This is a genomic window from Saccharopolyspora elongata, assembly GCF_004348985.1.
Taxonomy (GTDB): Bacteria; Actinomycetota; Actinomycetes; order Mycobacteriales; family Pseudonocardiaceae; genus Saccharopolyspora; species Saccharopolyspora elongata.
This window is the reverse complement of the sequence record NZ_SMKW01000052.1, coordinates 31,690-44,979: the sequence shown is the minus strand read 5'-3', so window position 1 is coordinate 44,979 and position 13,290 is coordinate 31,690. Positions and strand designations below refer to the sequence as shown.

Annotated in this window: 14 protein-coding genes; 7 read left to right on the top strand and 7 right to left on the bottom strand. The window is 72.4% G+C overall.

Annotated features, from left to right (window positions below; all coding sequences use genetic code 11):
- Positions 1-2 precede the first annotated feature (2 nt).
- From E1288_RS30810 to E1288_RS30800, 3 genes are read right to left on the bottom strand one after another with little or no spacing between them, the layout of a single operon-like run.
- Complete coding sequence (locus E1288_RS30810; protein ID WP_132491485.1) at positions 3-1,040, bottom strand: type III polyketide synthase; 1,038 nt, start codon at positions 1,038-1,040, stop codon at positions 3-5.
- A complete protein-coding gene (locus E1288_RS30805) occupies positions 1,037-2,230 on the bottom strand; it encodes an acyl-CoA dehydrogenase family protein (RefSeq protein WP_207954651.1) in 1,194 nt (397 codons plus the stop codon). The genes E1288_RS30810 and E1288_RS30805 overlap by 4 nt, the downstream gene beginning before the upstream one ends.
- A 6-nt stretch (positions 2,231-2,236) precedes the next feature.
- On the bottom strand, positions 2,237-2,944 hold the full coding sequence (locus E1288_RS30800) for a class I SAM-dependent methyltransferase (protein WP_132491406.1): 708 nt from the start codon (positions 2,942-2,944) through the stop codon (positions 2,237-2,239).
- A 27-nt stretch (positions 2,945-2,971) separates the two neighbouring features.
- Here E1288_RS30800 and E1288_RS30795 point away from each other — a divergent pair, with 27 nt between their 5' ends.
- A complete protein-coding gene (locus E1288_RS30795; protein WP_132491403.1) occupies positions 2,972-3,778 on the top strand; it encodes a UbiA family prenyltransferase in 807 nt (268 codons plus the stop codon).
- 16 nt (positions 3,779-3,794) lie between these two features.
- Here E1288_RS30795 and E1288_RS30790 read toward each other — a convergent pair whose 3' ends face one another.
- Both E1288_RS30790 and E1288_RS30785 read right to left on the bottom strand, forming a co-directional pair.
- The gene (locus E1288_RS30790) at positions 3,795-4,418 is read right to left on the bottom strand and encodes a class F sortase (protein ID WP_132491400.1); all 624 of its coding nucleotides are present in this window, start codon (positions 4,416-4,418) and stop codon (positions 3,795-3,797) included.
- Positions 4,419-4,429: 11 nt separating this feature from the next.
- Positions 4,430-4,828, bottom strand: coding sequence for a hypothetical protein (locus E1288_RS30785; protein ID WP_132491397.1), 399 nt, complete (start codon positions 4,826-4,828; stop codon positions 4,430-4,432).
- Between the two features lie 203 nt (positions 4,829-5,031).
- Between E1288_RS30785 and E1288_RS30780 the strand changes: the two genes are divergently transcribed.
- The 3 genes from E1288_RS30780 (at position 5,032) to E1288_RS30770 (ending at position 8,339) form a co-directional block, all read left to right on the top strand.
- Positions 5,032-5,739: a response regulator transcription factor gene (locus E1288_RS30780; RefSeq protein ID WP_207954650.1), complete on the top strand. Its 708-nt coding sequence runs from the start codon at positions 5,032-5,034 to the stop codon at positions 5,737-5,739.
- Positions 5,723-7,552 carry a sensor histidine kinase gene (locus E1288_RS30775; protein WP_207954649.1) on the top strand — a complete coding sequence of 610 codons (1,830 nt, stop codon included), beginning with the start codon at positions 5,723-5,725 and terminating at the stop codon, positions 7,550-7,552. Before E1288_RS30780 ends, E1288_RS30775 begins: the two co-directional genes overlap by 17 nt.
- Before the next feature lie 166 nt (positions 7,553-7,718).
- Positions 7,719-8,339, top strand: coding sequence for a dioxygenase family protein (locus tag E1288_RS30770; RefSeq protein ID WP_132491391.1), 621 nt, complete (start codon positions 7,719-7,721; stop codon positions 8,337-8,339).
- Positions 8,340-8,402: 63 nt separating this feature from the next.
- Here the strand turns inward: E1288_RS30770 and ilvA are convergent, their stop codons facing one another.
- The gene (gene ilvA, locus E1288_RS30765; protein ID WP_132491388.1) at positions 8,403-9,656 is read right to left on the bottom strand and encodes a threonine ammonia-lyase IlvA; all 1,254 of its coding nucleotides are present in this window, start codon (positions 9,654-9,656) and stop codon (positions 8,403-8,405) included.
- A gap of 113 nt (positions 9,657-9,769) precedes the next feature.
- Between ilvA and E1288_RS30760 the strand changes: the two genes are divergently transcribed.
- The gene (locus E1288_RS30760) at positions 9,770-10,591 is read left to right on the top strand and encodes a universal stress protein (protein WP_132491386.1); all 822 of its coding nucleotides are present in this window, start codon (positions 9,770-9,772) and stop codon (positions 10,589-10,591) included.
- Here E1288_RS30760 and E1288_RS30755 read toward each other — a convergent pair.
- Positions 10,588-10,986, bottom strand: coding sequence for a DUF5313 family protein (locus tag E1288_RS30755; RefSeq protein WP_132491383.1), 399 nt, complete (start codon positions 10,984-10,986; stop codon positions 10,588-10,590). The two genes, E1288_RS30760 and E1288_RS30755, sit on opposite strands and share 4 nt — an antisense overlap.
- A gap of 105 nt (positions 10,987-11,091) precedes the next feature.
- On the opposite strand from E1288_RS30755, the gene E1288_RS30750 reads away from it, so the two are divergent.
- Together E1288_RS30750 and E1288_RS30745 are read left to right on the top strand one after the other, a co-directional pair.
- A complete protein-coding gene (locus tag E1288_RS30750) occupies positions 11,092-12,387 on the top strand; it encodes a nickel pincer cofactor-dependent isomerase, group 22 (RefSeq protein WP_165968334.1) in 1,296 nt (431 codons plus the stop codon).
- Positions 12,388-12,579: 192 nt separating this feature from the next.
- Complete coding sequence (locus tag E1288_RS30745) at positions 12,580-13,146, top strand: GNAT family N-acetyltransferase (RefSeq protein ID WP_132491378.1); 567 nt, start codon at positions 12,580-12,582, stop codon at positions 13,144-13,146.
- Positions 13,147-13,290 lie beyond the last annotated feature (144 nt).

Below are 13,290 nucleotides of genomic sequence, written 5' to 3'. Positions count from 1 at the left end.
GGCTACAGGATGGCTTTCAGCAGCGCGGCGTAAAGCGTCAGGCCGGGGCCGAAGGCCAGCGCGACGACGTGGTTCCCGTCGTGGAGCCCGCCTGCCAGGAGTTCCTCCAGGACCAGCAGCAGCGTCGCGGACGAGCAGTTGCCGTGTTCGGCGAGGACGTCGCGCGACGGCTGCAGCGCGGTAGGTGGCAGTTCGAGGGTGTCCGCGACGGTGTCGAGGATGCGCGGGCCGCCCGGGTGCACCGCCCAGCCCCGGATGTCAGCGCGCCGCAAGCCGTTGCGGCCGAGCAGGTCGTCGAGCACCGGGCCGAGGTGCCGGGCCAGCACCTCCGGCACCTGCGGCGAAAGCCCCATCCGGAAGCCGAGATCGGTGATCTCCCAGGTCATGTGCGCGCTCGCGGTGTCGTCGGTGAAGGCGGCGATGTCCACGACCGCGAGCCCGGCCGCCGCCGGGTGCAGGACCGCCGCCACCGCCGCGTCGCCGAAGAGCGCGTGCGAGACGACCTGCTGCGGATCGTCGGTCGGCGGCTGGATGTGCAGGGAGGTCAGCTCCAGGCAGAGCAGCACCGCCGCTCGGCCGTGCGCCGCGACGAAATCCGCTACGCCGCCCAGCGCGGGCAGCGCCGCGTAACAGCCCATGTGCCCGACGAACAGCCGCCGCAGGTCGGGGCGCAACCCGAGGGACGTGGCGAGCTTGATGTCCAGGCCCGGTGTGCCGTAACCGGTGCAGGTGGCGACGGTGAGCAGGCCGACCTCGTCCGCGCCGATCCCGGCGTCCTCCAGCGCGGCGGTGACGGCCTGGTGCCCCAGTCGCGGGGCTTCCTCGTCGAAGCGGCGCATCCGGGCGGCCGTGGACCAACCGGAGAGGTCTTCCTTGACCGGGTTGGCCACGGTGTGCCTGCGCCGCACCCCGGCGCCGGCGAACACCCGCCGGGCGAGGCGGCTGCCGCGGAAGTGCTCCTGGAAGAAGCCGTCCCACAGCGCCTGCTGCTCGGCGGTGTCCGGCAGCGCCGAGCCGAGTCCGGCGATCAGCGGCGTCACCAACGGGGCGACTCGGTCTCGTCGTCGGGGTCGCCGCCGAGCGCGGCCACGCCGAGCCAGTCGGCGCAGACGTCGGACGTCGCCGGTTGCAGCGCGCCGCATCGGGCGTCGCGGTAGATCCGCTCCAGCGGGTGGCCGCGCCGCGTCGCCGACGCCCCGGCCGCTTCCAGCACCGACGCGGCCACCGCGGCCGCGGTGTCGCCTGCGATCAGCTTCGCCCGCCACACCCAGCGGTTCGTCTCCGGCTCCCCCGGCCGCTGCGCCACCCGCCGGGCGGCCTCCCGCACCACGGCGTCGGCCGCGGCGACCGCCGCATCCGCCCGGCCCATCCGGGATCGCACGGCCGGCAGAGTGTGCAGCCCGCGTTCGCACAGGTACGCGCCGCCTTCGCGCAGCGCCGACCGAGCCACGCCGACGTAGACGGCGGCGTACGACGCGACGAGCCATTGCGGCATCACCTGCGCGACCAGCAACGTGATCCCCTCGATCCCGCCCAGCAGCGCGTCGGCGCCCACCGACACCTCGAAGTGCACGTCGTGGCTCCCGGTGGCGCGCATGCCCAGCGAATCCCAGGTCGGCTCCACCCGGATGCCCTCACCGGCCGGAACCAGGAAGTACGACACCTTCGGCTCGGCGGCGTCCGCGTCCTTGGCGGTGACCAGGTACGCGTCGGCATGACCGGCACCGGAGACGAACGCCTTGCTGCCGGTGATGCGGTACCCGCCGTCACGGCGGCGGAACACCGTGGTGGTGCGCGAAAGCCGCGAGCCCGTGCCGCGCTCGCTCATCGCCACCGAGTAGAGCGCGCCGTCGGCGGCCGCCGCGAGCAGCCGGTCCCGCGCGGCGAAGCAGCTCTCCGGCGCGCCCAGCTGCCGCAGCAGTTCTTCGGGTGTGTGCGCGAGCGCGCCGGTGACGGAGGCGTGCATGTTGAAGATCAGCGCCGTGGAGCCGGCGCCGCCGGCCAGTTCGGTCGCGACCGCGGCGTAGTCGGCGAACGACGCGCCGAAACCGCCCAGTTCCACCGGAACCATGAGGCCCAGCAGCCTGCGGGCGCGCAAGTCGGCGAAATCCTCGCGGGGAAAGGCACCTTCGGCGTCGTAGTGCCCGGCGCGCGCGGCGATGCGCGGCACCAGGTCTCGCGCCGCCTCGTGCGCGGCGGTCGGCGAAGACGGTTCCACGAACAGCGACAACGGCTTTCACCCCTTCTTCCGGCCGATTCCCTGGAACAGCACGGCAGTGGAGGAGAACGGGAGCATCCGGACGCCTCCCCTGCCGCCGGCGGCCCACGCCAGCAGGTCCAGCCACGACGGCCGCACGCCGCGCAGCCGCAGCGCGACGCCGTGCCGGGCCGCCTCGGCGACCAGCTCGGCGCGATCGACCAGCAGCGCCGGATCGTGCACGCCGCGCACCACCAAGCGTTCGGCGATCCCGATCGCCACCACCCGGCACAGGGCCGTCGCCGCGAGGGTGTCCAGCACCAGCAGGCCCCCGGCCCGCAACACCCGGCAGGCCTCCGCCACCGCGGCAGGCAGATCGGTCACGTGCTCCAGCACCTCCCCGGCCACCACGCAGTCCGCGCACCCGTCCGGCAGCGGAACCGCGAGGACGTCGCCGACGACGGGCTGCACGCCGTGCTCGGCGGCCTGCCGCAACGCGGTCCGCGACCGGTCCACGCCGATGTGCCGATATCCCTTGCCCGCCACGTGCGGGGCCAGCAGGCCCGCCCCGCAGCCGAGATCCACCAGCACCGCGCCGGTCCGCGCGGCGGTGGGAACCAGTGCGCCGCGCGCGGCGGCGAGCCAGTGCAACATCGCGAAGACGCCGCGCGGCTGCCACCACTGGTCGGCGAAAACCTCGTACAGCAAAGGATCGTTGCGCCGCACGGTCCGGCCGGAGCGTGCCATGCGCTCCAGGCTGGCACACTCGGCCGGGTGCGGCACTTCGCAACGGCGTCCTCGCTGCTCCGGGCCTCGCATCCGGGGCCGGCGGTGGCGGTCACCGCAATCGCCGCCGGGCTCGCGGCCACCACCGGGCGCGACGCGGGCGGCGTGCTCCTGACGGCCGCGGCGGTGCTGGCCGGGCAGCTGTCCGTCGGATGGCTGAACGACCTGGTGGATGCCAACCGGGATGCGCGGGTCCGGCGGCGGGGCAAGCCGGTGGCCGCCGGGGAGGTCTCGCGGCGAACGGCGCTGATCGCCGTGCTGGCGTCGGCGCCCGCGGCCGTGGTGCTGTCGCTGCCGTTCGGCGCCGCCGCGACGGCCGTCCACTTCGTCGCGCTGGCGTCGGCGTGGGCTTACGACCTCGGCGTGAAGGCCGGCCCGCTTTCGGTGCTGCCCTACGCCGTGTCGTTCGGCCTGCTGCCCGCGTTCGTGGCGTTGGGCGGCGCCGGTCCCCCACCGGCGCGGCTCATGCTCGCCGCGGCGCTGCTCGGTTCGGCCGCGCACTTCGTGAACGCGCTGCCGGATCTGGCCGACGACGCGGCCACCGGCGTACGCGGCCTGCCGCACCGCCTCGGCGCGGCGAAAAGCACTGCGGCGGCGGCATTGCTGGTGCTGACCGCGTCGGCGGTGCTGGCAGGCGTGTCCAGCTGGGTGGTCCTGCCGCTGGCGGCGGCCGTGCTCGGCGCCGGTCTCCTGCTCGGCCGCCGCCCCGGCTCCCGCACCGCCTTCCACGCGGTCGTCCTCGTCGCCCTGCTCGACGTCGCGATGCTGCTGAGCACCGGCATCCAGCCTTCGTGACCGAAGTGGACGGTCCTCAGCCGACCATTCCGGTCAGGCCGGCGAAGGCGATGATGTTGTCGCGGTAGCTGCGGGCCGAGTGGTCGAACGAGCCACCGCAGGTGATCAGCCGCAACTCCGGGCCGGCGGTGTTGCCGTACACCTCGTCGGCGGGGAACCCGGTCTTCGGCGGCTGCGCCATGCGGTCCACGACGAACCTGGCGACCCGCCCGTCCTGGCGGCCGATGAGGATCTCGTCGCCGGGCCGCAGTTCGCGCAGCCGCGCGAAGATCCCGTCCTGGCCGTCGCCGTTGACGTGCCCGAGTACCACCGCCGGTCCTGTTTCGGCCGGCGTGGGACCGTACTCGTACCAACCGGCCTGCATCGGCTGGTGCACGGACGGGACCTCGATCGTCCGGTCCGGGTTGAGCCCCAGCGGGACCAGCGATGACCGCGCGCCGATCCGGGGTATCTCGATCCACGCCGGTTCCGATCGCGGTACCGCCGGCGATTCCCGCACCGGCGCCGAAGAGGGCGTGACGAGGTCGATGGACTGCCCGCCGGGCGAACAACCGGAAAGCGCCATGGCCGCGAGGACCAGGGCGGCCGCGACCGTTCCGCGACCGCCCTGGCTCCCCCGTGCCCGGGGATGCACGCTCATGCGGATGCGCCTCAGTTCGCGCCCGCGCGCCGGCGGCGCAGCACCAGCGCGACACCGCCGCCCGCCACCGCGACGGCCGCGGCGGCACCGCCGAGGACCGCCGGGTCGAAGCCCGACTCCACCGGCCCGCCACCGGTTTCCGGCGCGCCCACCGGCCGCTGCCGCACCTGGTCGCCGGTCGCCGGCTTCGGCACGGCCGGAGTCGACTCCTTCGGCACTGCCTGGGTCGCCTCGGGCACCGGCACGGCCGGGGCCGATTCCTTCGGCTGCTCGGCCCGGGGAGCATCCGGGGCCTGCTGCTCGCGCACCGGCGCGGTGCCCGGTCCGTCTGCCCAGCTGACCGGCGCCGCCAGCGGTAGCGCCGCCGCACCGAGGAGCGCAGCTGCCGCGCACGTACGACCAAGCTTCATCGATCGCGTCCTTCCATTCGACTGTTCGCCCGGGGTCCCGGACGAGGACCAGAATGCGGCGGCCTTTTCAAGATCCCGTCTGATCGATGTGAAGATCCTGTTCGATTCCGGGCGGGCCCCGAAATGTGAAGAACCTGTTCAGCCGCGATCAAGGTCCGGTGGCGGATCACCCGCCGCGCGGGCGGAAGGCGATAATGCGCGATGTGAGCGCACAGGTGCTGGTCGCGGAGGACGACCCGAAGCAGGCCGAGTTGATCCGGCGATATCTGGAGCACGACAACCACCGCGTGGTGGTCGTGCACGACGGTCGCGCGGCGATCGACGAGGCGCGGCGACGCGCACCCGACCTGATCGTGCTGGACGTGATGATGCCCAAGGTCGACGGCCTGGACGTGTGCCGGATCCTGCGGGCCGAGTCGGACGTCCCGATCGTGCTGCTCACCGCGCGGACCACCGAGGAGGACGTGCTGCTCGGGCTCGACCTCGGTGCCGACGACTACGTGACCAAGCCCTACAGCCCGCGCCAGCTCGCCGCCCGCATCCGCGCGATCCTGCGCCGCGTCCGCCGCAGCCAGGACAACGACCAGCAGCCGTTGCGCGTCGGCGATCTGGTGGTGGACCAGCAGCGACACGAGATCACCCTCGGCGGCGCCCCGCTGGACTGCACTCCCGCGGAGTTCCGGATGCTCGCGGTGCTGGCCGCCGAGCCCGGCCGCGTCTTCACCCGCGGCCAGCTGCTCAGCCAGGCCTTCGGCATGGACAAGTTCATCACCGAGCGCACCATCGACGTGCACGTGATGAACCTGCGCCGCAAGCTCGAACCCGATCCCCGGCGGCCGATCCACCTGCTCACCGTGTACGGCGTCGGCTACAAGCTCCAGGACGGCTCCGCCGATGGCGCGCCGGCATAGCCTGCTCGCCCGGCTGCTGGCGATGTCGGTGGTGGTGGCCGGCTGTTCCATCGGCGCCACCGCGTGGCTGGCCGCGCAGAGCACCAGCGGGGCGATCAACCAGGAACTCGGTGAAACCCTGGCCACCGACGCCAAGATCTACGATTCGCTGCTCGGCTACGCGGCGGCGAATCCGCAGTGGTCCGGGGTCCAGCAGGTGGTGGCGGACCTGGCCGCGCAGACCGGGCGGCGCATCACGCTGACGACCACGTCGCGGGTGCCGATCGCCGACTCCGGTGGGCCGCAGGATCCCCAGCTGCCGAAAACCCCTTCCGCGGTGGTGGATCCGCTCGCGGTCGACCCGGTGCTCAAGCCCGATGCGGCGGCCGCGGGCATCGATCCGCGCGCCGTCGGCCCGTACCGGCTGACCGCCGCGGAGCGCGACGAGCTGGGCAAGGCCGCGCAGCGGCAGCTGGACTGCTTCCGGCGGCTCGGCGACGACGGCGTGATCACCGAACGCCCCAACGGCCGCCCGGTCGTCCAGCTCGTCCCGAACGACGGTGCTCCCAAGAAGTCGAGGCCCGCCGTACCGGAACCGGCCCAAACCTCCGCGCCCACCGCTTCGCCGGAGGAGCGCTGCTCCACGCAATTGGAGGCGACCGAAACCGAGCTCGAGGCCGGCTCCGAGCTGGTCGCCCTGATCAACGCATGCCTGGCCCGGCAGGGGCTCGATCCGCTGCCCGCACAATCGGCGGCGGTGACCTCGCCGGAGGAACTCCGCGCCGATCCGGGCTCCAAGCGCTGCGTGGAATCCGGACGCCGGGAACAGCTCGGCTCCTACGTCTCCCCCGCCGCGCACCTGTTCATCACCAAGCCCGGCGGGAATCACGCCGCGACCGATCTGTCCACTGTGGGCGCCGCGCGGATCGCGTGGACCGCGCTGGTGGTGCTGGTGCTGACCGTCGGCATGACCGCGCTCGCCGCCAGCCGCCTGGTCCGTCCGATCGACGCGATCACCACCGCGGCCCGGCGGATGGGCGGCGGCGACCGGTCGGCCCGGGTGAGGACGAGCGCGCGCGGCGAGATCGGCGAGCTGGCGGCCGCGTTCAACGCGATGTCGGAGCAGGTCGAGCGCACCGAACAGCAGCGCAAGACGATGGTCAGCGACATCGCGCACGAACTGCGCACGCCGCTGGTGAACGTCCGCGGCTGGCTGGAGGCCTCGCAGGACGGCGTCGCCACCCTGGACCAACCGCTGGTGGCCTCGCTGCTGGAGGAGACCCTGCTCCTGCAGCACCTGATCGACGACCTGCAGGACCTCGCGCTGGCCGACGCCGGGAAGCTCCGCGTGTACCCCGAGCCCGTGCACGTCGGCGCGCTGCTGGAGCAGGTCGCCGCGGCGCACCGGGGCCGGGCCGATGCGGGCGGCGTCGGGCTGGTCGTCACCGTCGAGGACGACCCCGACCTCACCGCCGACCCGACCCGGCTGCGGCAAGCGCTGGGCAACCTGGTGTCGAACGCGTTGCGCTACACGCCATCCGGCGGCCGGGTCACGTTGTGGGCGCGACGCGCGGGCGACGAGGTGGCCATCGACGTGGCCGACACCGGCGTCGGCATCGACGCGGCCGCGCTGCCGCACGTGTTCGACCGCTTCTGGCGGGCGGAGAAGTCCCGCAACCGGCACGGCGGCGGCAGCGGCCTCGGCCTGGCCATCACCCACCACCTCGTGAACGTGCACGGCGGCCGCATCGCGGTCCGCAGCACCGTCGGCGTCGGGACCACCTTCACCATCCACCTGCCGACGACGGCGCCCGGGAGCCCGGCGCGCGCCTGACGCGGCCGGGCGCCTCAGCGGCGCTTACCCCGAACGCCGCCTTTTCCCTTGCACCGTAATGCTTTCTGCCGATCCCGATTCATGCTTTTCGCGGTCGAAATGCGAAGAACAACCATCTGAAATGGTTTACACCAATAAAGTTCCATTTGAAAACGGAGGTCGGAACATGACCGACGAGGAGAGACGGATCCGCCGCGCGACGTTCTTGAAGGCGGGCCTGGTGACGGCAGCCGCGATACCCGCGGTGGCCGGCGAGGTGCTGCGCGCGCCGCGCGCCGACGCCGGGCCGCTGACCCCGACGCCGATGTGCGACGACGGCGACGGCCCGACCCACGAGCAGATGGAGGGCCCGTACTTCAAGCCCAACTCACCCGAGCGCGCGGACCTGCGGGAACCCGGCATGCCCGGCACCCCGCTGGTGGTCAGCGGCTTCGTCTACAGCATCTCGTGCAAGCCGCTGGCGAACGTGCTGCTCGACTTCTGGCAGGCCGACAACGCGGGCGTGTACGACAACACCGGCTACACGCTGCGCGGCCACCAGTTCACCGACGCCGAGGGCCGATTTCGGCTCGACACCATCGTGGCCGGCCTGTACCCGGGCCGCACCAGGCACATCCACGTCAAGGCGCAGGCCCCGAACCAGCCGATCCTCACCACGCAGCTGTACTTCCCCGGCGAGCCCGGCAACAACTGGGACCAGATCTTCGACCCGGCGCTGCTGATGGCGGTCCAGGACGGCCCGGAGGGCAAGATCGCCACGTTCGACTTCGTCCTCAACCTGCCCTGACCTGACCCCCCACCACCCAGGCCGAGCCTGGAACTCACGCAAATGGAGATCGGAGACAGGTCTTCAGATCAGGAACGAGAACAGCGGGGAGCCCGGTGGGACTTGCTCGATCTGCAGCGGGGATTCCTTCATCCGCTTCAGCAGGCCGTCCAGCTCGTCGGCGCGGTCGAGCTCGATGCCGACCAGCGCCGGGCCGGTCTCCCTGTTGTTCTTCTTCACGTACTCGAACGCGACGATGTCCTGGCCGTCGTCGAGGACGTCGTCGAGGAAGTGCCGCAGCGCACCCGGTTCCTGCGGGAAGGTGACCAGGAAGTAGTGCCGCAGGCCCTCGTGCACCAGCGAGCGCTCGACGACCTCGCCGTAGCGGCTGAGGTCGTTGTTGCCGCCGGAGACCACGCACACCACCGGGCCGCGGGCCGGGCGCTCCAGCGGCAGCCGGGCCGCCGCGCTGGCCAGCGCACCGGCGGGCTCGGCGATGACGCCCTCGGTCTGGTAGAGCTCGATCATCTCGGTGCACACCGCGCCCTCGGGCACCGCCACCAGCTCGTCGACCAGCTCCCGCACCACCTGGAACCCGGCATCGCCGACGCGCCCGACCGCGGCACCGTCGACGAAGGTGTCCACCGACGGCAGCGCGACCGGCCCGCCGTGGTCCAGCGCGGCGCGCATGCTCGCCGCACCTGCCGGCTCGGCCCCGATCACCCGGACCTCGGGGAAGTGCTCCTTGAGCCACAGCACCACGCCCGCCAGCAGCCCGCCGCCGCCGACCGGCACGATCACGGTGTCGATCGGGCCGTCGTGCTGCTCGGCGATCTCCAGTCCGACGGTGCCCTGCCCGGCGATGGTCCGCGGATCGTCGAAGGGGTGCACGTAGACCGCGCCGGTGCGCTGGCTGTCCTCTTTGGACGCCGCGCTCGCCTCGTCGAAGGAACTGCCCACGATCACCGGCTCGACCCACTCGCCGCCGAGCGCGGCGATCCGGCGCCGCTTCTGCCGGGGCGTGTTCGCCGGCAGGTACACCCGGCCCTTGATCTTCAGCTCACGGCAGGCGAAGGCCACGCCCTGCGCGTGGTTGCCCGCGCTGGCGCACACGACGCCGCGCTCGCGCTCGGCCGGGCTCAGCGAGGAGATCAGGTTGTACGCACCGCGCACCTTGTAGGAGCGGCAGACCTGCAGGTCCTCCCGCTTGAGCCGCACCGGGACGCCAAGTTCGCCGGTCAGGCGGCTGCTCGTTTCCAGCGGCGTGCGGCGGACCACCTGCCGCAGGCGGGTTCCGGCGCGGAAGATCGCTGCGGGACTCAGCTCATCGGACACCAACCGATACTAAGTGCGCTGGTCGGCCAGGACCCGGGCGGGGCGGCCCGGGGCACATCGGCCCTACTCGCCGCCACCGGCGGATGCGCACAGTGGTGCGGAGGAGGCGATGGGCGATGACCAGGGCGAAGCAGTCGGTGGTGGTGGGCGTCGACGGCTCGCAATCGTCCGCGCAGGCCGCGCTGTGGGCTGCGGCCGAGGCGGTGCGGCTGGGCGTTCCGGTGCACCTGGTAGTGGTCAACGACGATCCCGCCCGGGAAGGATTCGCCAAGCAGGTGGTCCGCGACGTCGCCGAACGATGCCACCGCGAGCGGCCCGAGGTCGCGATCACCGACGAGGTCGCCACTGGGCACCCCGCCGAGGAGCTGGTCCGCCGCTCGGACAGCGCCCAGCTGGTGGTCGTCGGGTCGCGCGGGCACGGGATGTTCCGGGACGCGCTGCTCGGCGCGATCAGCATCTCGGTCGCCGCGCACGCCCGCTGCCCGGTCGTCGTGGTGCGCGGTGACGCGGCCGCCTCGGGCCCGGTCGTCGTCGGTGTCGACAACTCGGCGGTCAACCGCATCGCGGTGCACTACGCATTCGGCGCCGCGAGCCGGCGGCACGCCGGCCTGCTCGCGGTGCAGGCGCTGCCCGATGCCTACTTCACCGCCGGCACATATCCCGTGCCCGACCGCCAGGAGATCCAGAACCGGGCCGAACTGCACCTCTCCGAACAACTCTCGGGCTGGTGCGCCGACTACCCAGACGTCACGGTGCGCCGCGAGGTGGCCAACGAGCACCCGGTCGCGACGCTGTGCGAGGCGGCCCGGCGAGCGCAGCTGCTGGTGGTCGGTCACCGCGGCCGCGGCGGCTTCGCCGGGCTGCTGCTCGGCTCGGTCGCCAACGGCGTCCTGCACCACGCGCCGTGCCCGGTCGCGGTGGTCCGCAGCCCCGGCTAGTCCGGCGGCGCCTGGCGCCACACCGCGCGGTAGCGCTCGGCGGCATCGGCGTCGCGCCGCCGCCGGACGGCGGAGCCGTGGCCCGGCGGGTAGCCGTAGCGGACGAGGCGCGCGTCGACGTTGTCCACAGCGCTGGTCAGCACGATGCGGGCCACCACGAGCACGCCCAGCAGCAGCGCGCCGCCGGCGATCGGCCACGACCCGCCCAGCACACCGAACCCGACGAACAGCGCCGCGCCCAGCGGCGCGATCTGGAGCAGCCCCCGGATCAGCACCCGCAGCACCCACGACTTGCAGGTGGCGTCGCGCAGCACCCACTCGCGATACCGCTCGGGGAGCCTGCCGCCGAACTGGTAGTACAGCCACCAGCCGGGGTTCGGGCGCTTCACTGGCACCCGCCCAGCCTACGGCTCGCCCCTTCCGCCGGGCTGTCCCGCATGCGAAGATCGCGGTCAACTGTTCAGACCACTCTCCCGGTCAACGCGCAGAAGGATCGCCGCATGTTCAACGTCGAAAATGTCCGGTTGGCCGGCGCCGACATCGAACTCCCCAGGATGATCCCGATCGAGCAGCGGTTCGCCGCGGCGGCCGTCGAGGACCTCGAGGCCGCCATCCGCGACCAGGTCTCCGAGCACGACCGCGCGAACCCGGTCGCCGGCAAGCGGATCGCGATCACCGCTGGCAGCCGCGGCGTGGCCCGCATCGACCGCATCGTCGCCACCCTGGTCGACGCCCTGGCCGGCTGCGGCGCGAAGCCGTTCGTGGTGCCCGCGATGGGCAGCCACGGCGGCGGCACCGCCGAAGGCCAGCGGCAGGTGCTCGCCGAGTACGGGATCACCGAGGAGACGGTGGGCGCGCCGGTGGTCTCGTCGATGGACACGGTCGTGGTCGCCGAGCTGCCCGACGGCACCCCGGTGCACTTCGACGCCGAGGCCGCCCAGGCCGACGGCGTGGTGGTGCTCGGCCGGGTCAAGCCGCACACCGACTTCCGCGGCACCCACGAGAGCGGCCTGGCGAAGATGATCGCGATCGGACTCGGCAAGCACCGCGGCGCGACGATCCTGCACACACACGGCTTCGAGGCGTTCAACCGGCTGATCCCGGCGGTGGCCGAGGCGGTGCTGGACGTGGTGCCGATCGAGTTCGGCATGGCCGTGGTGGAGAACGCCTACGAGCATGTCGCGCGCATCGAGCTGGTGCCGACCGAGAAGCTGCTGGCCCGCGAGGCGGAGCTGCTGGTCGAGGCCAAGCGGCTGATGCCGAAGCTGCTGGTGTCGGACATCGACGTGCTGGTCGTCGACGAGATCGGCAAGGACATCAGCGGCGCCGGCATGGACCCGAACATCACCGGCCGCGCCCCGGTCAACGCGGACAAGTTCAAGGCGGTGCCGATCAAGCGGATCGTGGTCCTCGGCCTCACCGAGCACACCAACGGCAACGCCTGCGGCCTGGGCATGGCGGACGTGACCACCCAGCGCTGCGTGGACCAGATCGAGTTCGGCTCGTTCTACACGAACTCGCTGACCTCCGGCGTGCCCGACGGCGCGCGGATCCCGATGGCGCTGGCCAACGACCGGGACGCGATCATCGCGGCGCTGCACATGTCCCGCGGCACCGAGGATCGCCCGGCGCGGGTGGTGCGCATCCGAAACACCCTGTCGATGCCCCGCATCGAGGTCTCGGAGGCCTACGCCCAGGAGGTCGCCGACCACCCGGACATGGTCGCCCTCGGCGAACCCCACGACTGGGACTTCGACGCCACGGGCACCCTGCCACCCCTACCGGCGGACCACTGACCCGGTCACTCGAACCGGAACCCGGCGTACCCACCGCCGCGACCTGCGGACCCAGCCGCCCCGGCAGGTGGTCAGGAAATTGATTTCGATTGACACTGAAGCAATAGGTGTAATCAACGCTATGCACTCCGGTGGGCCCCTCGAACTAGAATCGGGAGGTTCTCCTCTGCTTCGGCGAAGGCGAGGGCCGCCATGCAGCCTCCCTTGACAACCGAGCGGCTGATCGTGCGCGACTGGACCACCGGCGACGCCGACGTGCAGGCCGCGCTCGCCCTCTACGGCCGCCCCGAGGTGACCGAGTGGCTCACCCCGGTGATCGCCAACGTCGCCGACCTCGCCGCGATGCGCGCCGTGGTGCAGTCCTGGACGGAGTCGCAACCCAGCCTGGTGCCACCCACCGGCCGGTGGGCGATGCAGCGCCGGTCCGACGACGCGGTGATCGGCGGCCTGGTGCTGCGGATGCTGCCGCCGTACGACCACGACCTGGAGCTGACCTGGCAGCTGCGCCCCGAGACCTGGGGGCACGGTTACGCCACCGAGGCCGCCTCCGCGCTGCTGCGCTGGGCGTTCACCTTCGACATCGACGAGATCTTCGGGCTGGCCCGGCCGGACAACACCCGCGCGATCGCCACCGCGGAACGCATCGGCATGGAGTGGGTCGGCGAAACCACCAAGTACTACGACACCGCGCTGCAGGTCTACCGCATCCGGCAGGGCGATCTGCCCGGCGAACCCGCATCCGGAGGCACCGAGGACTGACCCCGCGATCCACTGTGGCCGGTCGCATCGTCCGCAATGGACGAATGCGCCAGTTACCCTGCGTCGCTAGATCATCCGCTATCGGATGATCTGCTGGATGCCCGGACGAATGCGATGCTTGAGGGGACACCGGAGTTCGAGCAG